23 protein-coding genes are annotated in these 25,294 nt (G+C 45.9%); 19 read left to right on the top strand and 4 right to left on the bottom strand.

Features of this window, described 5'->3' with window-relative positions; translation table 11 throughout:
* The first annotated feature begins 209 nt into the window (after positions 1–209).
* The 11 genes from SWOO_RS24720 to SWOO_RS24670 all read left to right on the top strand — a co-directional run bounded on the left by SWOO_RS24720 (position 210) and on the right by SWOO_RS24670 (position 14,378).
* Positions 210–1,880, top strand: coding sequence for a 4Fe-4S binding protein (locus tag SWOO_RS24720; RefSeq protein WP_041418412.1), 1,671 nt, complete (start codon positions 210–212; stop codon positions 1,878–1,880).
* A 10-nt stretch (positions 1,881–1,890) separates the two neighbouring features.
* Positions 1,891–2,583 (top strand): TorD/DmsD family molecular chaperone, encoded by a 693-nt coding sequence (locus tag SWOO_RS24715; RefSeq protein ID WP_012327381.1) that lies wholly within the window; start codon positions 1,891–1,893, stop codon positions 2,581–2,583.
* A 138-nt stretch (positions 2,584–2,721) separates the two neighbouring features.
* Complete coding sequence (locus tag SWOO_RS24710) at positions 2,722–2,919, top strand: twin-arginine translocation signal domain-containing protein (protein WP_012327380.1); 198 nt, start codon at positions 2,722–2,724, stop codon at positions 2,917–2,919.
* 38 nt (positions 2,920–2,957) lie between these two features.
* Entirely contained in the window at positions 2,958–5,807 is a 2,850-nt protein-coding gene (locus tag SWOO_RS24705; RefSeq protein WP_012327379.1) for a formate dehydrogenase subunit alpha, read from the top strand.
* A 26-nt stretch (positions 5,808–5,833) separates the two neighbouring features.
* A complete protein-coding gene (gene fdh3B / locus SWOO_RS24700) occupies positions 5,834–6,424 on the top strand; it encodes a formate dehydrogenase FDH3 subunit beta (protein WP_012327378.1) in 591 nt (196 codons plus the stop codon).
* Between the two features lie 51 nt (positions 6,425–6,475).
* Positions 6,476–7,489: a formate dehydrogenase subunit gamma gene (locus tag SWOO_RS24695; protein WP_012327377.1), complete on the top strand. Its 1,014-nt coding sequence runs from the start codon at positions 6,476–6,478 to the stop codon at positions 7,487–7,489.
* Between the two features lie 553 nt (positions 7,490–8,042).
* Positions 8,043–8,240: a formate dehydrogenase region TAT target gene (locus tag SWOO_RS24690; RefSeq protein WP_012327376.1), complete on the top strand. Its 198-nt coding sequence runs from the start codon at positions 8,043–8,045 to the stop codon at positions 8,238–8,240.
* Between the two features lie 18 nt (positions 8,241–8,258).
* Positions 8,259–11,114 (top strand): formate dehydrogenase subunit alpha, encoded by a 2,856-nt coding sequence (locus SWOO_RS24685; RefSeq protein WP_012327375.1) that lies wholly within the window; start codon positions 8,259–8,261, stop codon positions 11,112–11,114.
* A gap of 29 nt (positions 11,115–11,143) precedes the next feature.
* A complete protein-coding gene (fdh3B, locus tag SWOO_RS24680; RefSeq protein WP_012327374.1) occupies positions 11,144–11,713 on the top strand; it encodes a formate dehydrogenase FDH3 subunit beta in 570 nt (189 codons plus the stop codon).
* A gap of 67 nt (positions 11,714–11,780) precedes the next feature.
* Positions 11,781–12,755 (top strand): formate dehydrogenase subunit gamma, encoded by a 975-nt coding sequence (locus SWOO_RS24675; RefSeq protein WP_012327373.1) that lies wholly within the window; start codon positions 11,781–11,783, stop codon positions 12,753–12,755.
* A gap of 285 nt (positions 12,756–13,040) precedes the next feature.
* On the top strand, positions 13,041–14,378 hold the full coding sequence (locus tag SWOO_RS24670) for a coproporphyrinogen III oxidase family protein (RefSeq protein ID WP_012327372.1): 1,338 nt from the start codon (positions 13,041–13,043) through the stop codon (positions 14,376–14,378).
* Positions 14,379–14,443: 65 nt separating this feature from the next.
* Here the strand turns inward: SWOO_RS24670 and SWOO_RS24665 are convergent, their stop codons facing one another.
* On the bottom strand, positions 14,444–14,788 hold the full coding sequence (locus tag SWOO_RS24665; protein WP_041417848.1) for a hypothetical protein: 345 nt from the start codon (positions 14,786–14,788) through the stop codon (positions 14,444–14,446).
* Positions 14,789–14,896: 108 nt separating this feature from the next.
* Here SWOO_RS24665 and SWOO_RS24660 point away from each other — a divergent pair, with 108 nt between their 5' ends.
* Positions 14,897–15,766 carry a LysR family transcriptional regulator gene (locus tag SWOO_RS24660; protein ID WP_012327370.1) on the top strand — a complete coding sequence of 290 codons (870 nt, stop codon included), beginning with the start codon at positions 14,897–14,899 and terminating at the stop codon, positions 15,764–15,766.
* Between the two features lie 45 nt (positions 15,767–15,811).
* Here the strand turns inward: SWOO_RS24660 and SWOO_RS24655 are convergent, their stop codons facing one another.
* Complete coding sequence (locus SWOO_RS24655) at positions 15,812–16,021, bottom strand: hypothetical protein (protein WP_012327369.1); 210 nt, start codon at positions 16,019–16,021, stop codon at positions 15,812–15,814.
* A 310-nt stretch (positions 16,022–16,331) separates the two neighbouring features.
* Between SWOO_RS24655 and SWOO_RS24650 the strand changes: the two genes are divergently transcribed.
* The 7 genes from SWOO_RS24650 to SWOO_RS24620 all read left to right on the top strand — a co-directional run bounded on the left by SWOO_RS24650 (position 16,332) and on the right by SWOO_RS24620 (position 21,418).
* A complete protein-coding gene (locus SWOO_RS24650; RefSeq protein ID WP_229377273.1) occupies positions 16,332–16,643 on the top strand; it encodes a putative quinol monooxygenase in 312 nt (103 codons plus the stop codon).
* 10 nt (positions 16,644–16,653) lie between these two features.
* Positions 16,654–17,202 carry a GNAT family N-acetyltransferase gene (locus SWOO_RS24645; protein WP_012327367.1) on the top strand — a complete coding sequence of 183 codons (549 nt, stop codon included), beginning with the start codon at positions 16,654–16,656 and terminating at the stop codon, positions 17,200–17,202.
* A gap of 13 nt (positions 17,203–17,215) precedes the next feature.
* Entirely contained in the window at positions 17,216–17,617 is a 402-nt protein-coding gene (locus SWOO_RS24640; RefSeq protein WP_012327366.1) for a GNAT family N-acetyltransferase, read from the top strand.
* Between the two features lie 84 nt (positions 17,618–17,701).
* Complete coding sequence (locus SWOO_RS24635; RefSeq protein ID WP_012327365.1) at positions 17,702–18,541, top strand: PfkB family carbohydrate kinase; 840 nt, start codon at positions 17,702–17,704, stop codon at positions 18,539–18,541.
* Positions 18,542–18,805: 264 nt separating this feature from the next.
* Positions 18,806–20,263 (top strand): sensor domain-containing diguanylate cyclase, encoded by a 1,458-nt coding sequence (locus SWOO_RS24630; protein ID WP_012327364.1) that lies wholly within the window; start codon positions 18,806–18,808, stop codon positions 20,261–20,263.
* A gap of 43 nt (positions 20,264–20,306) precedes the next feature.
* Positions 20,307–21,005, top strand: coding sequence for an MOSC domain-containing protein (locus SWOO_RS24625; protein ID WP_012327363.1), 699 nt, complete (start codon positions 20,307–20,309; stop codon positions 21,003–21,005).
* Between the two features lie 86 nt (positions 21,006–21,091).
* Entirely contained in the window at positions 21,092–21,418 is a 327-nt protein-coding gene (locus tag SWOO_RS24620) for a DUF4870 domain-containing protein (protein WP_041418411.1), read from the top strand.
* 63 nt (positions 21,419–21,481) lie between these two features.
* On the opposite strand, the gene SWOO_RS24615 is transcribed toward SWOO_RS24620, so the two are convergent.
* Positions 21,482–23,398 carry a methyl-accepting chemotaxis protein gene (locus SWOO_RS24615; protein WP_012327361.1) on the bottom strand — a complete coding sequence of 639 codons (1,917 nt, stop codon included), beginning with the start codon at positions 23,396–23,398 and terminating at the stop codon, positions 21,482–21,484.
* A 208-nt stretch (positions 23,399–23,606) separates the two neighbouring features.
* Positions 23,607–25,256, bottom strand: a complete 1,650-nt coding sequence (locus SWOO_RS26570) for an electron transfer flavoprotein-ubiquinone oxidoreductase (RefSeq protein ID WP_012327360.1) — start codon at positions 25,254–25,256, stop codon at positions 23,607–23,609.
* Between the last annotated feature and the right edge of the window lie 38 nt (positions 25,257–25,294).

Below are 25,294 nucleotides of genomic sequence, written 5' to 3'. Positions count from 1 at the left end.
TGAATTGCTATCTTTCTATCAATAAAAGTACGAACTGTATAAGAAAAGAGAAGCAGCAAGGTCGGCATTAGAGTATTGGAAGTGATGAGCCAATATTTGGGAAGTAGGTAAGCTAGCGTAGATAAGTATTGCGCACTAATGATTAGAACTAGCTGCCTAGCTGACTGAAACAGCCAAAAACTGTTCGGGAATGCAACGTGAGCAAACATTTGAATAATGATACCGTTGAACTTAAAGAAGTTCGACAACAGGTGTTGGCAAAGACTCAGATCCTCCAAAATCTGATCCCGCCAACCGTGAGCTATACCACTGAGGGAAACGTGTTAGTTATCGGGCCAGAAGATCTGGCTCGTTTAGCGGCGGGTAAACTCTCTAATATGGGCAAGCTGGCGATTCTGGCCAACGAGTCGATCACCAGTCAAGATGAAGACCACCTTGAAAAAGTAATGGCTGCGGCTGAGGATGTTGAGAGCTTTTATAACAAGCTTATAGAGATCAAAGGTTTCTTAGGTCAGTTTCAGGTTAAGGTCGACTCTGGTGATGAGGGAGACGCTAAGACAACAGACTTGAGTCTTGCCGCTATCCGAAAGGCCCACTTCGATCTCATTTTAGACTTAAGCCAATCTCCCTGTATTAACCTTGAGATGTTACCACCTGGCTACTTCTACGTAGGTCAGGATGAAGCTAAGCTCGAAGAGGCGATAGCACAACTGCCAGATCTTATTGGTGAGTTCGACAAGCCTCGCTACGTTAAGGTTAACAGTGAGGTATGTGCTCATAATCGTAACGGTATCGATGGTTGTAACCGCTGCTTAAACTTCTGTCCAGCCGATGCGATTCAAAGCATCGACAAGATGATTGAGATAGACCCTTATCTTTGTCACGGTGCTGGTAGTTGCACTAACGCGTGTCCTACAGGGGCGATTAGCTACGATCTACCTACACCACAAGCATTGCACTCCTACCTTCATAAGTTAGTGACACGTTTTCGCGAGCAGGCACAAATAGCGCCTGTTATTCTATTTCACGATGCCGCTAACGGGGCCAAGTTGGTGGGTGAAGATCTGCCCGGCAGTGTTATCCCTGTTGAACTAGAAGAGATCACTGTGGCCAGCATGGATCACTGGATGTCTGCGCTAGCTTGGGGGGCTCGTCAAATCTTAGTGTTAAATACTGAGGCTACAGCGCCGACCTTGACCCAGATGTTGCAGGGCGAGCATAAGCTGGCAAATGACATTCTCGACGAGATGGGTCAACCTCAGCGCGTTTCAGTTCTCGATGAAACCAGCATAGGCGATCTCAGTCGTATTCTGGAGATCAGTGCTAATTGGCCTGTGATTGTGCCAGGTGAATTCGCCGCGACGACGAAGCGAAATACCCTGTATGCAGCTATCGATCACCTCAATGAACAAGCGGGCTCTGTCGATACTTGCTTGAGCCAGAGCAATCTTCCTTATGGTCAAGTGAGTGTCAATACACAAGCTTGTACGCTCTGTCTATCCTGCGTTTCTACCTGTCCAACTCAAGCATTAACTGATGGTGGTGATAAGCCAGCGCTGCATTTTGTTGAACAGGACTGTGTTCAGTGTGGCCTGTGTGAGTCAGCTTGTCCTGAAAAAGCGATTAGCCTCACCTCACAAATGAATTTTGATAAGGCGGAGCGCCAAAAACGTCAAACCTTGAAAGAGGAGGTGCCATTTGACTGTGTTCGTTGTGGAACCCCTTTCGCCACCCAATCCATGGTGCATCGGATGCTGGAAGTAGTCGGAGGTCATAGTGCCTTTAGTGCAAACATCGAAAGATTAAAGATGTGCAGCGACTGCCGGGTAAAAGATATGTTTGAAGACATCCTTCAAGATCCTGAAAAGCAACTTCGATAAGAGTTTAGCTATGACCGAATTAGTAAGAGAAGTATCAGAAAACGATCAGTTAAGAGCCGATATTTATCAGCTTCTGGCTGCCTTGTTACGTAGCCAGCCTAGCCCTGAACTGTTGCAGTTTTTATCGGATCTTGAGATCGATACCGAAGATGACAGTGAGATGACCAAGGCGTGGTTAGCCCTTAAGTTAGCGGCTAATCAGTTTAGTGGCGAGCAGCTAGAGGATGAGTATTTCAACATCTTCTACGGTGTGGGTAGTGGTGAGATCATGCCTTATGGTAGCTGGTTTATGACTGGCTCTTTAATGGATAAGCCCCTAGCTCTTTTGCGTCAAGATTTGATGCAACTGGGTTTTGAGCGTGAAGAGAACGTTAAAGAGCCAGAGGATCACGTTGCCGCTCTTTGTGAAGTGATGGGCGTGTTGATTTTGGAAGCACCAGGTTACCGTCAACTGGCTTTCTATCAGCGTCATATCGGCAGCTGGATAGCGCGTTTCTGTGACTCATTAGCCAAGGCTCCGAGCGCCGCGTTTTATGCCACTGTGGCGCAACTGGCTAAATCATTCTTTGAGGTTGAACAGAGCGAATTTGAGCAGCTACAACTGGATATTCCTGTTAACTGCCCAGGCTCTGAGGCGGAGAAGAAAGCGGCGGAAAGCGCCGTGGAAAAGATTGAACCTAGTACCAGCGAACTTGCATCTTAAGTTCATCGCGCTGGGTTGAGTATTAGCACCTGTTTTATCTTGATTAGAACAGGTGTTGCAAAAACCGAAGGGTAACCTTCAACCATCATAGGGCCAATCTCAGGTTGGCCTCATTTAAGCAAATATCTAGGAGACACTATGAAGAAGCAAGCTTCCGATATGGGTCGTCGTCAACTGCTAAAAGCCTTAGCTGTAGGTAGTGCGGCTGGTGCAGTCGCGACTGTCAGTGGACAGGCTATGGCGGCATCACCAAGCGAAGAGCCAGTTATGGCTAAAGGTGACGGCTATCAGGAAACGGATCATGTTCGTAGCTATTACGCGTCGTTAAAAGACTAAGTAGCACTAACTAAAGATAATAATATGAGGAGTGTGTGATGCGACTAACTCGCAAAGCAGACCAGGCGGAAGTGGTAAAAAAACCAGCCTTAGGTCTTAATCGTCGTCAGTTCCTTCAGTCTGCAGGTCTTGCAACTGGTGGTATTGCCGCGGCATCTATGCTTGGCGCTGGAATGATGCGTAAAGCGCAGGCGAAAGAGGTGCCACATGATGCACCGACCGAAACTAAGCGTACTATCTGTTCTCACTGTTCAGTGGGTTGTGGTGTTTATGCTGAAGTGCAAAATGGTGTTTGGACTGGTCAGGAGCCTGCATTTGATCATCCATTTAACGCTGGTGGTCACTGTGCAAAAGGTGCGGCCCTTCGTGAACATGGTCACGGTGAGAAGCGTCTTAAATACCCAATGAAACTCGAGGGTGGCAAATGGAAGAAGATCTCTTGGGATCAAGCCATTGAAGAGGTAGGTCAAAAAGCATTAGATATCCGTAAGGAATCAGGCCCAGATTCTGTGTTCTTCATGGGTAGCGCGAAATTTTCAAACGAGCAAGCTTATCTGTACCGCAAGTTCGCAGCGATGTGGGGCACTAACAATGTCGATCACTCAGCGCGTATTTGTCACTCTACCACTGTAGCCGGTGTTGCAAACACTTGGGGCTATGGTGCGCAAACTAACTCTTTTAACGATATCCGTAATGCTAAGGCGATGATGTTCATCGGGTCTAACCCATGTGAAGCGCATCCAGTTGCCATGCAGCATATTCTGGCGGGTAAAGAGCGCGGCGCTAAGATTATCGTCGTTGACCCTCGCTTTAGCCGTACCGCGGCTAAGTCGGATGAATATGTGCATATTCGTCCAGGTACCGATATCCCATACATCTATGGTCTGCTTTGGCATATTTTTGAAAATAAATGGGAAGATCAAACCTTTATCGACCAACGTGTGTACGGTATGGAGCGTATTCGCGAAGAGGCTGCTAAGTGGAACCCTGCCGAAGTTGAGCTAGTGACTAGCGTACCAGAGAAGCAGATGCGCCGCGTGGCTAAGATGCTTGCAGAGACTAAGCCTGGTACCGTTGTTTGGTGTATGGGTGGTACTCAACACCATGTCGGTAATGCCAATACTCGTGCTTACTGTATTCTCCAGCTTGCACTGGGTAACATGGGTGTCTCTGGTGGTGGAACTAACATCTTCCGTGGTCACGATAACGTTCAGGGCGCCACCGACTTTGGTTTGCTGTTTGATACACTTCCTGGCTACTACGGCCTGAAAACAGGCTCTTGGAAGCACTGGTGTAATGTGTGGGATCTTGATTATGAGTGGGTTAAAAACCGCTTCGATCAAGAGGAGCACTTAGGTCAGGTTCCAATGAACTCAACCGGTATCCCTTGTTCTCGCTGGCATGATGGTGTGCTTGAAGACAAGTCTAAGATTGCCCAGAAAGATAATATCCGTATGTCTTTCTTCTGGGGACAATCAGTTAACACCGAAACCCGTGGTCGTGAAGTGCGTGAAGCACTGAATAAGATGGACACAGTTGTGGTCGTTGATCCGTTCCCGACTATGGCGGGTGTGATGCATGAACGTACCGATGGTGTGTATCTGCTTCCTGCTTCTACTCAGTTTGAAACCTACGGTTCTGTTTCCGCTTCTAACCGCTCACTGCAGTGGCGCTCACAAGTTATCGAACCTCTATTCGAGTCTAAGCCTGATCACGTGATTATGTGCAAGCTCGCCAAGAAATGGGGCATAGATAAAGAGTTATTTAAGCATATTAAGGTCAATGGTGACGAGCCACTGATTGAAGATATCACTCGTGAGTTCAACAAGGGTATGTGGACCATTGGTTACACAGGCCAGAGCCCTGAGCGTTTGAAGATGCATCAGGAAAACTGGGGTACCTTCGACATTAAGTCCCTTGAAGCACCAGGTGGCCCAGCTAAGGGCGAAACCTACGGTCTGCCTTGGCCATGTTGGGGCACGCCAGAGATGAAGCACCCTGGTTCGCAGATCTTGTACCGCACAGGTCGTGAAGTGAAAAACGGTGGTGGTAACTTCCGTGCTCGTTATGGTGTTGAACATAACGGCAATAACATTCTTGCGGAAGGTTCTTACTCTAAAGGCAGTGAGATCCAAGACGGTTATCCTGAGTTTACCGCCGATATGCTTAAGCAGCTTGGCTGGTGGGACGATCTGACAGCTGAAGAAAAGGTGGCTGCCGAAGGTAAAAACTGGAAGACAGATATCTCTGGTGGTATTCAACGCGTGGCGATTAAGCACGGTTGTATCCCTTACGGTAACGCTAAAGCGCGTTGTATTGTTTGGAACTTCCCTGACGATATTCCGTTGCACCGTGAGCCACTCTATACGCCTCGTCGTGACTTGGTGGCTAAGTACCCGACTTATGATGACCGTATGGTTGCGCGTCTTCCTACCCTGTATAAGTCTATTCAGGAGCAGGATTTTGCCAAAGACTTCCCAATTGCACTGACCTCTGGTCGTTTAGTTGAGTATGAGGGTGGTGGTGAAGAGACTCGTTCTAACCCTTGGCTTGCCGAGTTGCAACAGGAGATGTTCATCGAGATCAACCCTGCTGATGCAGCGGATCGTGCACTTCGTGACGGTGATGAAGTTTGGGTTCACAGTCCAGAAGGCGCCAAAATTAAAGTTCAGGCCATGGTGACGCCACGCGTTATCGCGGGAGAGTGCTTTATGCCTTACCACTTCGCAGGTGTATTCGAAGGTAAGAGCTTAGAGAAAAACTACCCTGAAGGAACCGTACCTTATGTGATTGGCGAGTCAGCTAACACGGTACTGACCTATGGCTATGACGTGGTGACTCAGATGCAGGAAACAAAAGCATCTTTGTGTCAGATCACTAAAGCCTAACTGAACTTGATGAGGAGATAGCCAATATGGCAGTCATGAAATTTTTGTGTGACACCAAACGCTGCATCGAGTGTAACGGTTGCGTCACAGCTTGTAAGAATGAAAACGATTCCGCTCTTGAGTGGGGAATTCAACGTCGCCGCGTAGTGACAATCAATGATGGTGAGCCAGGTGAGGCGTCAATATCAGTGGCTTGTATGCACTGTACTGATGCACCTTGTCAGGCAGTCTGTCCTGCAGATTGTTTCTACCGTACCGACGACGGCATAGTACTTCACAACAAGGATACCTGTATCGGTTGTGGTTACTGTCTCTATGCATGTCCGTTTGGCGCGCCTCAGTTCCCTAAAAAGGGTGCCTTTGGTAGCCGTGGCAAGATGGACAAGTGTACCTTCTGTGCTGGTGGCCCTGAGAAGAACTTCTCAGAAGCTGAGCGTGAAAAGTACGGTGCAAACCGTATTGCAGAGGGTAAGTTACCTATGTGTGCAGAGATGTGTTCCACTAAGTCTCTTCTCGCTGGTGATGCTGAGATCGTATCTAACATCTACCGTGAGCGTGTTGCTGCACGTGGTAACCCAGGTGCTATTTGGGGTTACACTCCCAAGGTTGGCGCGTAAGTGAAGTGAGTTGTGAGCTTAGCTCACAACTCAACTCTTAAAGGAGTGACTATGAAATTAACATCACTACGCAGCCTGTTTGCTTCGCTTGTTTTACCGCTCGTTATCTTAATGGGTTTAGGTTTGAGTACATCAGCCTTAGCCGCAGATGGACAAAACAGCCAACAAATTGCGAATGCAAAAACCAGTGATGCGGATCTTTGGCGTGCTGTTAAGGCCGGTGATTCCGGTTATACCGTTGCCCAAGGGAGTGAGGCCGGCGTACTAATTAATGTTGTCGGTAATGAAGGCAAAAACATTAAGAATGAATACCTGACACCTGCCATGGGAGTGGCGGTACTTGGGGTATTTGCTGCCTTCTTAATCTTCTATTTTGTTAACGGCCCTTCAAAGCTAACCAAAGGCTTCTCCGGTAAAATGGTGTTGCGTTGGTCGAAGGCCGATCTGATTATCCACTGGGTATTAGCCATCTCATGTTTGGGGTTAATATTCACGGGTATCAATATCATGCTGGGCAAACATATTCTTCAACCTTATGTGGGTGAAGGAGTGTGGGCCGCACTGATATACGGCAGTAAGACTATCCATGATTATGTGGGTCCGCTGTTTATCGTGTCATGGATCTTATGTGTGGTTAAGTGGATGCCGCTGCAGACGCTTAAGATGTATGACCTGAAATGGTTCCTTGTGGTTGGTGGTTACATCAACTTTGGACCATTTAAAGGGAAGCACCCTGACAGTGGTTTTGCCAATGCGGGTGAGAAGATGTGGTTCTGGACCTTAGCTATCTTCGGTCTGTTTATCAGTGTTTCCGGTATTATGCTGGTATTGCCTGGCCTAGAGCTTCCTCGCGAAGCCTCGATGGCTGCTCTGCTTATCCATGGCTTAAGTGCCATTATTATCATCGCGTTTACTATCGTGCATATCTGGATGGCGACGGTATTGAGTGAGGGTGGTATGGAGTGTATGAAGTCCGGTTATTGTGATGAAAACTGGGCTGTACAGCACCATAATCTTTGGTATGACGAGATCAAAGAGAACGGCACATTGGAGTATAAAGACTAGCTATACGCTATCAGTCTTAATTGAAGATCAAAAGCCCTAGCATTAGCTGGGGCTTTTTTATGGGAGCTGTATTATTAATCAATGAGTACACAAGAGAGCAGGTATATTTTTATCTATTATCCCTCTTTTATCTAAGTTTTTAGGCTCTATTTTTGCTGTAAATCGGTTAAGTAGTAATCACTCTCAATTGCCATTTACCTTAATTAAAAACAACTTAACTTATTACCGTTGTTAACATTTTATTTGCTTTCTTGTTGCTACTTTTGACCCTCCTCCCCACTCGTATTTTATAAAACATGATTCGGTTAACACTTTAGAGGTAATAACCTCTTTTTCGAGATCTGAATCGGGGTTAGATCAATTTTTCCGCTTATCAATTCTCTTATATTGCCCATGAAATTTATGGATGCTTTTAATAATCAAAACTTTGTACATAGCAATTCGTTAAAAGATAACACTTGGATAACAAGTGACCGCGCTAGAGGTTAATCGATAAAGATGTTCTGGCTATTACAAATAACAAAAAGTAACCCTATTCACACCAGGAGCAAGAATGAAAAAGCAACAGCCTGATCTGAACCGCAGATCTTTGCTGAAAGCACTCACCATTGGCGGAACGGCGACTGTCGCCCTAGCCGCTACTGGTATCAGTGCTGCGCAAGCAACAGAGAGTAATGTGAGCGCCAAAAGCACAGACGGCTATCACGAAACAAATCATATTCGCAGTTATTACAACAGCCTACGTAGCTAAATTAGGAGTGTTCGAGCGATGCAATTAACTCGCAAATCCAACGAGGCACCTAAAGTTGAGAAAAAGACTCTAGGTATTAGCCGTCGTCAGTTTATGAAGCATGCTGGTATCACATCTGGTGGTATTGCTGCAGCTTCACTTTTGGGTACTGGCATGATGCGTAAAGCTGAAGCTAAAGATATCCCACATGATGCACCAATCGAGATCAAGCGTACTGTATGTAGTGCTTGTGCGGTAGGTTGTGGTCTATATGCTGAAGTTCAAAATGGCGTATGGACAGGTCAAGAGCCTGCTTTCGATCACCCATTCAACGCGGGCGGTCACTGTGCAAAAGGTGCAGCTCTTCGTGAACATGGTCACGGTGAGAAGCGTCTTAAGTACCCAATGAAGCTTGTTGATGGCAAGTGGAAGAAACTATCTTGGGAGCAGGCTTTCAACGAAGTTGGCGACCAGATGCAGACCATTCGTAAAGAATCAGGTCCTGACTCTGTTTACTTTATGGGTAGTGCTAAGTTCTCGAACGAAGGCTGCTACATGTATCGTAAATTTGCAGCTATGTGGGGTACGAACAACGTCGATCACTCTGCACGTATCTGTCACTCTACCACGGTAGCCGGTGTTGCTAACACTTGGGGCTACGGTGCGCAAACTAACTCTTTCAACGATATTCAGAATGCAAACGCAATCTTCTTCATCGGGGCGAACCCTGCTGAAGCGCATCCTGTTGCTATGCAGCATATTCTGCTCGCGAAAGAGAAGAACAACGCCAAGATTATCGTTGTTGACCCTCGTTTCTCTCGTACTGCCGCTCACTCTGATCTTCACTGTGCATTGCGTCCAGGTACTGATATTCCATTTATCTACGGTATGCTTTGGCACATCTTTGAAAATGGTTGGGAAGATAAGACTTTCATCAAAGAGCGTGTGTTCGAGATGGAGTCAATTCGCGCAGAAGCGAAGAAGTTCCCACCTAAAGAGGTTGAGCATGTTACTGGCGTTAGCGAAGCTGAAGTTTATCAAGCCGCTAAGCTTATGGCCGACAACCGCCCAGGTACTGTAGTTTGGTGTATGGGTGGTACTCAGCATCACGTGGGTAATGCTAACACTCGTGCTTACTGTATCCTTCAGCTTGCTCTTGGCAACATGGGTGTGTCTGGTGGTGGTACTAACATCTTCCGTGGTCACGATAACGTGCAGGGTGCAACCGATTTAGGTCTGCTATTCGATACGCTACCTGGCTACTACGGTCTTAAGACTGGTTCTTGGAAGCACTGGACCCATGTTTGGGATCTGGACTTTGACTGGGTTAAGAATCGTTTTGACCAAAATGAATACCTAGGTCGCGTTCCTATGAACACTCCTGGTATCCCATGTTCTCGCTGGTATGATGGTGTACTTGAGACACCTGAGAAACTAGCTCAGAAAGACCGTGTTCGTATGGCATTCTTCTGGGGTCAGTCAGTGAACACTGCGACTCGTCAGAGTGATGTACGTGATGCACTAGATAAGATGGACACTGTGGTTGTTGTGGATCCATTCCCAACGATGGCGGGTGTTATGCACCGTCGTCAAAATGGTGTTTATCTACTACCAGCAGCAACTCAGTTTGAAACTGAAGGTTCTGTGTCTAACTCTGGCCGTAGTCAGCAGTGGCGTGAGAAGGTTATCGAGCCATTGTTCGAGTCTAAGACCGATCTTGAGATCATGTACCGTCTATCTCAGAAACTTGGTTTCGCCGATGAGTACACTAAGCGTATCGCTAAGAATGCTAACGATCTGCTTGTTATTGAAGATATTACTCGCGAGATTAACCGTGGTATGTGGACAATTGGTATGTCAGGTCAAAGTCCTGAGCGTATCAAGCAGCACACCATGAACTGGGGTACGTTCAGCAACAAGACACTTGAAGCTGAGGGCGGTCCTGCTAAGGGTGAAACTTACGGTCTACCTTGGCCATGTTGGGGTACGCCTGAGCAGAAGCACCCTGGTACACAGATCCTGTATAACACAAACAAACATGTGCTTCAGGGTGGTGGTAACTTCCGTGCTCGTTACGGTGTGGAATATAAGGGTGAGAACATTCTTGCCGATGGTAGCTACTCTAAGGGCAGCGAAATTCAAGACGGTTATCCAGAGTTCACCGCAGAGATGCTTAAGCAGCTTGGCTGGTGGGATGACCTAACAGCGACAGAGAAAGCTGAAGCTGACGGTAAGAACTGGAAGACTGACCTTTCTGGTGGTATCCAGCGTGTGGCTATGAAGCACGGCTGTATCCCATTTGGTAACGCTAAAGCGCGTTGTATTGTGTGGACCTTCCCTGATCAAGTACCTGTTCACCGTGAGCCTATCTATACGCCACGTCGTGATCTTGTGGCTAAGTATCCAACTTACGCTGATATGCAAGTACACCGTCTGCCGACGCTGTACAAGACATTGCAAGACAATGACAACACAGCTCAGTACCCATTAGGTCTGACCTCTGGTCGCTTGGTTGAGTATGAGGGTGGTGGTGAAGAGTCTCGTTCTAACCCATGGCTTGCAGAGCTTCAACAAGAGATGTTTGTTGAGATCAACCCTGCTGATGCTGCCGATCGCGGTATCCGTAACGGCGACACTGTGTGGTTAGAGGGTGCTGAAGGTGGCCGTATTAAGATCCAGGCCATGGTGACGCCTCGCGTTAAACCTGGTGTGACATGGATGCCTTATCACTTTGCGGGTGAGATGCACGGCGAAAGCTTAGCACCTAACTACCCAGAAGGTACTGTTCCTTATGTTATTGGTGAGTCAGCTAACACTGCATTGACTTATGGTTATGACCCTGTGACTCAGATGCAAGAAACGAAAGCATCGCTTTGTCAGATCACTAAAGCCTAAGTGCAGAATTAGCTAGGAGAAATGCCGTTATGGCTACAATGAAATTTTTGTGTGATACCAAGCGTTGCATCGAATGTAATGGTTGTGTCACAGCATGTAAGAACGAAAACGACTCAGCTCTAGAGTGGGGCATTCAACGTCGCCGCGTTGTTACCATCAATGATGGTGTGCCAGGTGAAGCATCTATATCAGTGGCATGTATGCACTGTACCGACGCTCCTTGTCAGGCTGTGTGTCCTGCAAACTGCTTCTACAAGACTGAAGATGGCTTAACACTGCACAACAAAGATACCTGTATCGGTTGTGGTTACTGTCTCTACGCTTGCCCATTTGGTGCGCCTCAGTTCCCTAAGAAGGGTGCATTTGGCAGCCGTGGCAAGATGGACAAGTGTACTTTCTGTGCCGGTGGCCCAGAAGAGAACTTCTCAGATGCTGAGCGTCAGAAGTACGGTTCTAACCGTATCGCTGAAGGTAAGCTGCCTATGTGTGCTGAGCTATGTGCGACTAAGTCGTTACTTGCGGGTGATGCAGAGATTATCTCTTCAATCTTCCGTGAGCGTGTTGCATACCGTGGCTCTAAAAATGCAATCTGGGGTTAATCCCTAGCCTGTATTCAGCCCAATTATCCACACCATGGCGACATGGTGTGGAAGATAAGGATGTAATATGAACAATTGGTTCAAACAGATTGGCTTGATCTTAGTGCTAATGTTCAGTGCTATCGGCCTAGCTCAAGCTGGAGCAGAGCAGCCTGTTGCTACTGATGGTCAGATCTGGTCTCAGTTACAAGCGGGCGCCACAGGTGAGACTACCTCTCACGGTGAGTTCCACAACCAGCCGATCAATACCTATGATCTTCGTGTTCTAGAGCTACGTAGCGACCTATTAGCGCCAGCGTTAATGGCTGCGCTATTTGGCATGATCATCATCTTTGTGGTTTTCATAAAGATTAACGGTATCTCTAAGCTACATGGTGGCTACTCAGGTAAGTTGGTCTACCGCTGGTCTAAGTTTGATGTCTCAATCCATTGGTTAGGTGCGATCCCATGTCTGCTGTTGATCTTGACTGGTCTGACTCTGTTGGCAGGGCGTTTCTTCTTCCAGCCATACATAGGTGAAGGTCTATGGGCAGGCTTAGTCTACGGTGCCAAACAGGTGCATGACTTCATGGCGATTCCGTTCATGTTAGGTTGGGCATTGATGGTCACCTTATGGGCTAAGAATCAGCTACCTAAGATGTATGACCTTAAGTGGATGATGGTGGTTGGTGGTTACATCAACTTCGGTCCATTCAAAGGTAAACACCCTGATGCTGGTTTTGCTAACGCCGGTGAGAAGTTATGGTTCTGGGCATTTGCCCTATTTGGTCTAGTGATCTCTGCCTCTGGTATGTTGTTGCTATTCCCGAACTTGTTCGAGCCTAGCCGTACATTAAGCTTAATTGCATTAGTGCTTCACTCTGTTGCTGCTATCATCATTACTGCTTTCTCAATCGTACATATCTTTATGGCAACGGTTATGTCTGAAGGTGGTATGGAGTGTATGGTGTCTGGCTACTGTGACGAAACTTGGGCAAGTCAGCACCACAACCTTTGGTTCGATGAGATCAAAGAAAATGGTACGCTTAAATACAAAGACTAGTCTTTAGTGTTGAGTACTTAAGAGCTTTTTAACACACCTCGCAGGGAAACTTGCGGGGTGTTTTTATATCTGGGTTTTAGCTATTTATTGAGCAATAACTAAAACATGACTCGCTTAACAAAATTCCTCAGTTTTCTCTGTTAGGTGGCAGTAACTTATAACCAGTTCACATTTTGATTAACTCTAAAGTGGTATTTTTGTGCTCTGCATTTTGGCCGTGCCATCGCATAAGCTCTACTTTTTTCACGGTTGATAAACTCTGTAACTGCTAATTTAAGGATCTATATGTCGTCAATTATTCAATCAGCTGGCAGTGAAATTATTAAGCCTTATCAGGCTGATATTACTGTCCCTAACTGGATGCTTAGCTCTATGGAGCGAGTGATGCAGTTCTATGTTGATAGAAACTTGCGACTCGATACTCAGTCGGCAGATATGATGCCTGCACCAGTAGAGGGTAAGAAGTATATGCTTTATGCCCATGTGCCTTTCTGTCACACGCTCTGCTCTTTCTGTACCTTCCACCGTTTCCTGTTTAAAGAAGATAAGGCTCGCGCTTACTTTATCTCTCTGCGTAAAGAGATGGATATGGTGAAGGCGCTGGGTTATGACTTTGAGTCCATGTATATCGGTGGCGGCACAACAACGGTGTTGGAAGATGAGCTAGCCCGTACCATTGAGCATGCGAAAACCCTGTTTCCAAATATTAAAGAGGTTTCATGTGAGTCGGATCCTCAACATTTAGATAGTCCAGAGTTTAAACAGCTCGAGGGTTTAGTGGATCGCATGTCTATCGGGGTGCAGAGCTTTAATGATGATATTCTAGCGATGACAGATAGGCTGGATAAGTTCGGCTCGGGTCAACAGACATTTGATAAGATCATGGCGGCTAAAGAGCTGTTTCCTATCATCAACGTCGATCTGATCTTTGGTTTCCGTGGCCAAACCGATGAGATCATTCAACATGACTTAGATATGGCCTCTAAGTTAGATCCTCGTCAGATCACCACTTATCCCTTGATGATCACGCATCAGACACGTAAGAGTGTGAAAGGTAAACTGGCAGCGTCCCAAGGAGATATGGCTCGTCAGTATCGCCAGATCCTCAATAGTTTAAATGGACAATACAATCAACTGTCTGCATGGGCGTTTGGTAAGGCTAACAACGAAGGTTTCGATGAGTACGTTATCGATTATGATGAGTATTTAGGTGTGGGCTCTGGGTCATTTAGCTTCTTGGATGACACCCTTTATGTGAATAACTTCTCCCTTAGAAAGTACCATGAGAATATTAATGCAGGACGCATGGGTGTTGAGCAGCAGAAGAATTACAGCAAGAAGGATGTGATGCAGTATCGCTTCCTACTGGGGATGTTCTCAGGCCGTTTGTCCCGTAAATATTTCCGTGAAACTTTTGGTGTAAACTTAGATACCGCACTCTTTAAAGAGATGACCTCGATGAAGGTGATCGGTGCAATTAAGAATGACCCAACCGACCCTGATAAGCTGATTGTGACCGATAACGGCAAGATGATGGGGCTATTGATGATGAAGGAGTTTTACTCGGGCATGGATAATGTCCGCGCTCAGCTGCGTAAACCGCTGAAGCCTTGCGATATGTAGTTTCCTTTAAGATTTTTTTGATTAAAAGGTTGAAGCTGAGCTTCAACCTTTTTTGTTGTCTGTTACTAATCAATTGTGAGTGGGGACGATTGCTGCAAAGGGGTGAAGATATCAATGGCTATGCTATCTGGCTCTATTAGGCTGATTAAATGGTTTAGTGAGTCAGTAGGTGCCATGATGGCATTGGATTTATGTGCAGCCTCTACCGTGTCCCAGTAGTAGAGCTGTAGCCACTGACTTTTTGAGTCTGTTGCATCACTCTCCGGCATCAGTTCTTTTAAGCAGAGAGATTGGTACCTGAACCCCGGCACCTTTTGTAGGTCCGGTACCATTTTCTCTACAGCGTCAATCATCTGCTCTGCCTCTACACCAGTTTTAGCTGTCCAGCTAACGGTTTCCACTATAAGCATCTGTAATCTTCCTTACTTATCTTTTCAATGTTTTGTAGAGTTTAATTGTTATTCTGAAGTAGATAATCTACGGTTTCATAAAGTATTAATTTCTTAAAGGGAAATAATGTGGGGGCATTTGAGAGAGCACAGCTCTTTAAGTTAATCGTTGAACTGGGTTCCATGGTAGCGACAGCTAAGGCTCTCAACATCAGTCCATCGGCGGTAAGTAAGCGTTTGGCTGAGTTGGAATCTCAGCTCGGGGTACAACTGCTAAAGCGTTCGACACGGAGCATTGTAATCACAGAAGCGGGTGAGCACTTTTATCAGGAAGTGAGAGAACTTAGTGGACGTTGGCAGTCTTTGGTTGATGAAACCGCTACATTAGGAGAGAGCCCCAGTGGTCGCTTGACTGTAGCCGCACCAGCCCCTGTTTTAAGTCGAGTGTTAATGCCTATGTTGCCCGGTTTTAATGCTAATTTCCCTGAGATTAAGTTGGAGTTATTGTCGGTTGATTACGATGACTTACCACTGCGCAGCGCCGATATCTCTCTTGCAAGGCATATAGAAGCGTTCGATTCAGGTACTTTTGTTGGTGTGCCGCTGTGTGAATACCGTAATGGCCTGTTTGCTTCACCTGAATATATTAACAAGCATGGCAGCCCCCATAAGGTTGAGGAGCTGGTTCAACATAGTTGCCTCTGTTATGGAAAGGAGAATCGCTCTTACCTTTGGTGTTTAGGTGAGGAGAGTGTCGAAGTGAAAGGGAGGTTGGTGAGTGATAATACAGAGGTCATCATTCAAGCTGCGGTGCAGGGGATGGGGATTGCCTATATCCCTAGGATGATTATTGAGAGGGAGCTTGCTTGTGGAGAGCTTATGTCTGTTTTAACTTATGTAGAAAGTCAGCGGTTTTCCATGTGGGGTTATTACCAGCAGTTGGCTTATCTGCCGGCGAAGACCCGTGCTTTTATCGATTATTTTCGTCACTCTTGGTGATTTTGTGTGAGCAGTAGAGGTTTGGTGGCCAATTGCAAATTCGCCCTACTCCCTAAATTTGAACCAAGTATTTTGCGTCTTAGACTCCTTAATCTTCTGCTCTAACCTCGTTGCTTCCTCACGGATCTGTCTGATAAAGGGATCATCGTAATTGAGTCGGTCGAACTCATTAAGGCAGGCCTGGTATCGTCTTAACTTACTCTCTGGTGTGCCTATATTACCCAGTAATTCATCTATGCTAATTATTGATTCCATTCAATAACCTTAACCTTCCCTGATATTTGATTGTATTTTATCAAGAGTTATTCTCTGTTAAAAAGTGAATGTGATGTGATTTTTTTCACTTAGATAAGTCAGTGGTAATATTTATTTAAAAACAATGCTTTATCGTTTTTTGGTCGATGTGGATATTTAAGACAGCCTTTTTTCTGACACAAGCTTGAGAGATCTCTTACATAACGATTGGCTTTCACGTCAAGCCAAATGGCCGAGTAAAAAATTAGCAGTACGAAAGCTTGAGTTACTTCCTAAGGTATTTGCTTAAGAGACTATTTAAGGTAGTTTTGTGGATATCAGTTTTAAGATGAGGCTAGAGAGTATGATTGTTCGAGTTGGAGAGTTTCAAGCAGCAGCGGGACAAGCTGAGGCTCTGTACCAGTTTCTACTTTCACTTGCGCCTTACATTCAAGGCTCAAAAGGCTGCCTCTCCTATCAAGTGTTACGTAAAGAGGGAGAGGTTAATGAGTTTGCAGTGATAGAAAGGTGGGATTCAGTTGAGCATCATCAACTGTCGGTAAAGGGTTTTCCACCTGAGCAGATGCAAGCTGCAATGCCACTTTTTGGTGCTGCGCCAAAAGGGACATATTACCGTGAGTGAGGAGCCGTGCATGGAGCCGTTATTTCAAACAGAACGTATTACCTGTCGCCAATTTGAGTCTGGTGATCTACAGGCGTTTGCCGATTATCGTGCTCTCCCTGAGGTGGCCAAATACCAAAGTTGGAGCGAGTACAGTTATCAGGATGCACTTACGCTATTTGATGAGATCAAGGGAGTTGAGTTTGGTTGTTTAGGTCATTGGTTCCAACTGGCCATATTAACTAAGGATTCTAAACAGATGTTGGGAGATCTGGCCGTTCATTTTATTGATGGAGAGCAGATTGAGATTGGTTTTACGTTTGCCCCAGATTTTCAGGGACAAGGATACGCATCTGAAGCGGTAATTGGCTTGCTAACTTACCTCTTTTCAACCTTAAAACCTCATAGGGTGATAGCGACTACTGACTGCGAAAATCTTCCCTCTTGGTTGTTATTGGAAAGAGTGGGCTTTCGACGAGAGGCACATTTTATCGAAAACGTCTTCTTTAAAGGTGCTTGGGGCAGTGAGTTTCAGTATGCGATGTTAGCGTCGGAATGGCGTAGTGGTAACGGAGGTTAGTGAGTTGATCAGAATGGATGCAAAGTTAATTGAAACCCTTGTGTCAGCAGAAGATTTTACCCGTTTAAGAGATATATCTGGATTATCACCAAGGCCAATTGAAGCCGCTAGAGTGGGTCTACCGCGCAGTTTGTTTGGGGTACAGGTGCTGGTTCATCAACATGTCGTTGGTATGGGAAGAGTTGTGGGTGACGGAGCACTGAATTTTGAGATTGTCGATGTCGCGGTGGATCCTGCGTATCAAGGTAGAGGTTATGGCAGAATGCTTATGCAAGCCATCATGGAATACCTTGAAAGAGATGCACCAAAGGGCGCCTATATTACCTTAATGGCTGATGTTCCTGAGTTGTACGAAAAGTTCGGTTTTAAACTTAGCCGTCCAGCCAGTGAAGGTATGTTTATCATTAAGCGCTAGTCTACCCTTTCGACTAAAAGAGGATGCGGTTTATGCCTGTATTACTCTATTATAGATTTCTGACGCCAACTTCTCGGAACTATTATGGCTAATATTCTTCTCGTGGCTAACCTCAACTGTGATCGTATTCTGAATCTGGATAGACCCTTGCAGATGGGCGGGCGTTTTCATTATCAAGATGGTGGACAAAGACTGGGTGGTGGTGGAGCCAACACAGGGATTGGATTGGTTTGGGCCAAACATAGGGTTGCCCTTGTGAGTCAAGTTGGCAGAGATAAGGTGGGGGACTGGTTGCTTGCTGAAGCGAGCACTCAAGGGATAGATTGTCACCTTATTCAACGTCATAAAGAGAACTCCTGTGAGATGCTACTTGTGATGACTCCCGATGGAGAGCGCACGATTATTCGCCCTCAAAGGCCTGTATTTGAACTGGCATCACCACCAGTGTGGCAGCAATGGGATGCGGTATATTTCAACTCCTCGGCTGAGGGAAGTGTTAGTTGGGCTAAAACAGCACTGAAAAACTGCTTGGTACTAGCTCAATTAGCCAAGGATGAACGTCCTAGGCCCTGTGATATCTTGATTGCGTCGAAAACTGATATGCAGGGGCGTAGTCAACTCTCTCCATGGGAATATGGTTTAACCATCGCTGGAGACTCTCTTAAATATTTTATTGTGACCGATGGTGCTGATGGTGCCTATCTGTATACCGAGAACGATTGCCAACAGGTGGAAGCTACGCCGTCTGAAGTGATTGATACGACTGGCGCTGGAGATGCTTATGCGGCTGGTTTGATACATGGCCTTACTACAGGGTTAGGTATTCTTGAGTCCATGAAAGAAGCCGGAGTGTGGGCTGGGTTTGCGGTTGCGACACAAAGCTCGATACCTGGGGAGGGGTTGAAGCAGTATCTGAACAATTAGGAATCAGTGTCATTAATCTGTTATATCGCTGACATCAATTTGTAGTGTTTAGCTTTTATATTAATGACATCTACTCAATGCAGATCATTATCCTAGGTTTCCTTCCTATTTTTGCCTCGCTAACAGCGGGGCATTTTTTATTCTAAATTCACTATTCGCTTAATTTTGATGCAATTAATTCTGTTTTTAAGTTAAGCTTCAAAGCGTTGTTAATTAAAAGCTCAGATATAAGGGCTATGAATTAAAAGTATTGGGTAGGTGTAAATGGGAAAGGCAGTATGGAGTGATAAGAAGCGGTTTATCTGGATCCTATCGGTTCTTTTGCTAACGGCATTTATTTTTACTAGTGGTATCAGTTATAAAGTTGCTCACGACTCTCTGAGTGAGCAGATTTCAGAGAATACTTTACCTCTCACCAGCGACAATATCTATTCAGAGATCCAGCAAGATCTATTACAACCTATCTTTATCTCCTCATTAATGGCGCAAGACACCTTTGTTAGAGATTGGACCATCAATGATGAGGAGGACCCTCAGCAGTTGATCCGTTATCTGAGAGAGATTCAAAATAAATACGATACCGTCACTAGTTTTTTTGTCTCAGAGAAAAGTCGAAAGTATTACCACTCCACAGGTGTGCTAAAAAAGATTGAAGATACAGCTCCCAATGATGCTTGGTATTTTCGTGTTCGCTCGCTGCCAACATCTGAATCCTATGAGGTGAATATCGATCTTGATACAGCAAATAGAACCCGTACCGTTGTCTACGTTAACTATAAAGTACATGACTTTGAAGGGAATTTTATCGGTGTGACTGGTGTTGGATTAGCGGTAGAGCGGGTGCAAAAGCTGATAAAACTCTATCAGCAACGTTATAACCGCCGAGTTTATTTTGTCGATACCGAGGGGCACGTAACCCTGCATGGAGAGCAGTATTCAGGCAGTCAGACACTGCAAAACTCACCGGGACTCGAGAAGTATGCCACCCGTATTTTGACCAGCCCTAGCGCCTCTTTCTCCTATGTTAGAGATAATAAAACTGTCTATCTGAACTCACGTATGGTGTCTGATTTTAAATGGTACTTGATGGTTGAGCAGGAGGAGGCAGAGGGAGAGAAGAAGATTTTAAATACCTTCTGGGTCAACATAGTGCTTGGCTTGATGGTTATTGTTGTGATTTTAGTGATTGCGAATTTGACCTTAGGTCGTTACCAGAGAAAGTTAGAGGTGATGGCGTCGACAGATAAGCTTACTGGCGCTACCAACCGGCAGATGTTTGAGGAGTATTTCTCCCACTCCCTACAAAACGCCGAAATCTCAGCCACACCTGTGTCGGTTATTTTATTGGATATTGATTACTTTAAGAGTGTGAATGATAACTTTGGCCACAGTATTGGTGATCTGGTGATTAAGACGGTGGCAAATATAATCCGGCGTCAATTAAGGAGCGAAGATATTGTCTGTCGCTGGGGCGGAGAGGAGTTTCTACTGCTTCTACCTAATATCGACCTTAGTCATGCCGCGGATATGGCGGAGAGAATTAGGGAGTCGATAGCCGAGCGAAAAATCAGTGTTAATGAACATGAGATCGGCATAACTGTCAGCTCAGGTGTTGCACAATATAAGCTAGGTGAGCCAAGAGCCGATCTGATCAACCGAGTAGATGTTGCACTTTATCAGGCAAAAGATAGAGGACGCGATCAGGTGGTGCTATCTCATTAGCCATGTTAGCTTTTTGGGAAGAAGTGACTGAGGAGTAGGTTAGATGTCGGAACAATTACTGGTTAAACGTTTATCGGGTCTATATCTGGGCGAAGAGTTCAGTGAGTCGACAGGGATTATTAGTGGGATAGCCAATAAAAAGTCCTCCATCAAGTTAGAAGTCAATATTGATCGTGTTAGTGGTGATGCTCAAGCCGACCCTAAGCATCATGGTGGATTAGACAGGGTGCTGCATCATTTTCCTCGAGAGCATTATGGTCAGTACCGCCGCTGGGATATGATGAATGGCTTCAAGGATGGACCTGCCATGGGTGAAAACATTAGTACCGTGGGGCTAGATGAGGCTCAGGTAAATATCGGTGATATTATTGCTATCGGTGAAGTTCAGCTACAGGTGACTCAACCTAGATCGCCATGTTTTAAGTTAAACCAACAGTTTGGCCATAAGGAGTTTGCACTTGCGATGCAGACTAGCGGCCTGTGCGGCTGGTTTTACCGAGTGCTCAAACCAGGTGTGATCCAACAAGATGATAGTGTAACCCTGTTAGAGCGACGTACACAGATGAGTGTGCGTGATGCTATGGCTATCTACTTTGCACCTGAGTTTGATGCATCAGCTTATGATCGTCTGATTAGTAGTGAAGGGCTCGCCACCTCCTGGGTGAATAGCTTACAGAGAAGGTTGGATAGCCAAAAGATTGAGAACTGGCAGATGCGTCTGTTTGGTCCACAAGCGAGTTAAATCATTCAAGGAGAGGAAAGGTGACAGAAGAAGCACAGGTAGAGGTACAAGAAGATCAACAAGCGCTTAGCCAAGATGAACGCAATATGGGGATTGCAGTGCACGCCTCAAGTTTTGCAGGTTATATCATTCCCTTTGGTAGCATACTCGGCCCGCTAATTGTCTGGTTGATGAAGCGTGATGAGATAGCTTTTGTTGATGAATGTGGCCGTAACTGCTTAAATTTTAAGATAAGCTTAATGATCTACATGATGATCAGTGCCATTTTGATGTTTGTGGGTATTGGGTTTATCTTGATCGGTATACTTGCGGTGGCCGATATCGTGTTTACGATTATTGCAGCCATGAAAGCCAGCGAAGGGATAAGTTATCAATATCCCATGTCGATTAAGTTTTTAAAGCCTCGAAACTAATCGGTTTAGTGCCGAGTTCCTAGGCTCAAGAGTCTAGGAACTGGCAATATCATTCCGATGTTATTACACCTTAAAACCTGCCACTAAACTATCCAAACGATGAGCCAGTTGATTCAACGACTGACTTGCTTGGGCTACGGCTTCTGACGTGTCGGCAGTTCTTTGGGTTATCTCATTGATCTCTGTGACATTGCGATTAATATCTTCAACAACCGTTGATTGCTCCTCAGTTGCTGCTGCAACTTGAATGTTCATGTCTGTGATCTGACCAATCTGCTCACTGATCCCTGAAAGAGACATACTGGCTTCATCAACCGCGATAACTCCCTCTTGAGAGCGAGAGCGGCTCAGGGACATAGCATCAACTGCTCTGCTTGCCTCAGCTTGTAGCTTATCGATCATAATCTGAACTTCGTTGGTGGATGTTGCTGTGCGTGATGCTAAATTTCTAACTTCATCGGCCACCACTGCAAAACCACGACCCGCTTCACCAGCACGGGCAGCTTCAATAGCTGCGTTCAGGGCAAGTAGGTTGGTCTGCTCAGATATAGCGCGAATGACATCTAAAATACCGCCGATGGATTTAGTGTGAACGGCTAAAGACTCGATCACCTCGCCAACAGATTCAACATCGCCAGAAAGCTGATTAATGGTGTCTTTAGCGCGCAGTACAACCACCTGACCTGAACTGGATTCTGTATCGGCATCTCTTGCGGTATCTGCTGCTTGAGCGGCACTACCTGCAATCTCATTTACCGTTGCGCCCATCTCATTAATTGCAGCGACGACCATCAGGGTTTGATCTTTCTGTAGCTGGCTATCACTGAGGGTTTTCTGCGCCTGAGTGGCGACATCTTTTGCCGAGAGGCTTAGTTGTTCGCTGGTTTCGGTTACTTCGATAATTGAGCTTTGGATCTTACTGATAAAGCTGTTAAAACCTTTAGCCAGTAAGGTCAGCTCATCATTTCCCTCTACAGGAAGACGCTGACGAAGATCTCCTTCACCCTCTCCGATATCTTGCAACATGGAGGCGACAACTGAGATTGGTCGGCTTACTGAGCCTGCGACAAATATGGCTAAAATAATAAATGCGCATGCAATCAATAGGGTCCAGATTAAGATCTGATAAGCAGACTCCTGTAGTAGAGCGAAAATTTCAGCCTCTGGGACTTGAGCAACAAGGTACCAGTTCATCGAAGGAATATAACTACTGGCTACTAGCATGGACTCACCATCAACCTCAGTTTTTAGCAGGCTAAAATCACTGCGGTTGAGTAAACTATTAGTGTTCCCTTCACGGTAGAAGTTGCTTAGAGAGTTTTTTCCAATCTGCTTGGTGTCGGGATGCAGTTTTACCTGTCCCTGGGCATCTACAAGATAGACGAAGCCCGTCTCCTCAATTTTAAATGACTCTAAAAGGGCAACCATATCATCGAGAGACTTAGCTAATCCCACCAGTCCACGGCCATTGGGTTGCTGATAATTGATAAAGAGTTTTACCTCACCATTGGCTTCGGTAAACACATTGAGCATGCGCTCTTGGCCACTGTTTTTATAATCGAAAAACCAGCCGTCCTGAGAGGGGTTTAATAAGCGTAAAAAGCCATCTTGCGTGTAGTAAGCTGCTGTCTCTCTATCGGCAAATGAAGCTTGAGCGAGCCCATATTGACTCTTAATTCTCTGTAGCTGTTTGGTGACTAAATGCTCGCTTTCAACCGGGCGATCATTCTCTAACCATTGGATCAACATATGGTTATTAGCCAGCTGTTCGGCAGCGTTCATTAAACTATTGATATCCAGCTCAACCTTGTTGCGGATCTGCTGCAGCATATTGGGCAGCTCAGAGGTCAGCATTCGCTGTTCCACCACGTGTTTTGCGCTGCGCTGGCTGAGTACGCCAACTAAAGCGGTTGATAGGAGTACGGCAAGTGTAACCGTGAGGAGTATCTTCTGTTTAATGGTGAGCATATTAAATTTCATAGTTAGCGACCTGCTGATGTTATCTCAGTTGGCGAAAGTAAATAGAGTGACAATGTAGGATGTGTTGTTTCGGTAGAAACTTAGCGTTTGGTATGAAATTTACGCTTTATTAGAGAGTTGGATTATGATTATTTTCTGACATGAGTGCAATGTTTTATTTACAATTGCAAAGTAAAAACGCACTCATAAGAGTGCGTTTATCTGCTTTTTACATGTTGGGGTAGTTTGGTCCACCACCACCTTCTGGTGTTACCCAAGTGATATTCTGGCTTGGATCTTTAATATCACAGGTTTTGCAGTGGATACAGTTTTGACTATTGATGACAAACTTTTGTTCACCCTCTTCCTCGATCACCTCATAGACACCAGCTGGGCAGTATCGTTGAGCTGGCTCATCAAACTTCACTAAGTTGACATCGATAGGGATACGCACGTCTTGTAGTTTGAGGTGACAGAGCTGATCTTCCTCATGGAAGGTATTGGACAGATACACAGAGGAGAGCTTGTCGAAACTCAACTTACCATCGGGTTTAGGGTAATCAATTTTACTGTAAGCGCTGGCATCGGCCATCTGAGCATAGTCGGGCTTCTCATCCCTTAAGGTGATAGGGAACTTACCACCGAACCAGTTCTGATCGATAAAGTTAAAGGCGCCACCTAAGTAAGTACCGAACTTGTGCATAGCTGGACCGAAGTTACGGGATTTATATAACTCCTCCTGTAGCCAGCTTTGCTCAAACTTCTCAGCAAAGCAGTCGAGATCTTTGCCACCCTCAACGCCAGCAAGAATTGCCTGACCTATGGTTTCTGCCGCGAGCAAACCACTCTTCATGGCGGTATGTGTGCCCTTGATCTTGGCGAAATTCAGGGTGCCAGCATTACAGCCTATGATAAGTCCACCGGGGAAGCTCATCTTAGGCAGTGAATTTAGGCCGCCCTTAGTGATGGCTCGCGCCCCATAACTTAGACGCTCACCATCTTTTAGGTATTGAGCGATAACTGGGTGTGTTTTATAGCGCTGGAACTCATCAAACGGGCTAAGGTGTGGATTTTGGTAGTTAAGGTCGACAATAAGACCCACAGCCACTTGATTATCTTCGAGATGGTAGAGGAAGCCACCACCGGAAGCGCCATCGGTGAGAGGCCAGCCACCAGTATGGACCACTTTACCTTGCTGATGTTGTTCGCTGGGGACTTTCCAGATCTCTTTAAACCCTAAACCATAATGTTGTGGGGTTTTACCATTATCCAGATGATATTTTTCTATTAACTGCTTACCTAAATGACCTCGGCAACCTTCACTAAATACTGTGTACTTAGCATGCAGCTCCATACCTGGCTCATAGCTTCCTTTCTCCTGACCGTCGGCACCGACGCCCATGTCGCCTATTAGTATGCCTTTAACGCTTTGATCTTCATTGAAGAGCAGGCCGCTTGCGGGAAAACCTGGGAATATCTCGACACCGAGTTCCTCTGCACGTTCGGCTAACCAGCGAGCCAAATTGCCGACACTAATAATATAGTTGCCTTCGTTATGCATGGTTTTGGGCAGAAGCGCGTTAGGCATGGCGCGTGAAGCTGAGGCTGAACTCAACATATGGATCTCGTCGCTTTCCACCGCCGTATGTAGTGGTGCGCCTGTGTCACGCCAATCGGGAAAGAGTTCCTCGAGTACTGTGGGTTCAAATACCGCGCCAGAAAGAATGTGGGCCCCCACCTCTGAACCTTTCTCTACCACACAGACAGTTATCTCCTGTCCACTGTCTTTCGACACCTGCATTAGTCGGCATGCTGTGGCTAATCCCGCGGGACCGGCTCCAACAATAACGACATCGAACTCCATCGATTCGCGTTCCATCACTTCACCTCTAGGTACATTTCCCCGTTAAACGGGTG

This window comes from Shewanella woodyi ATCC 51908, assembly GCF_000019525.1.
In the GTDB taxonomy this organism is placed as follows: domain Bacteria; phylum Pseudomonadota; class Gammaproteobacteria; order Enterobacterales; family Shewanellaceae; genus Shewanella; species Shewanella woodyi.
Note: the sequence above shows the minus strand (reverse complement) of the source record. Positions and strands in the feature narration are given on the sequence as shown.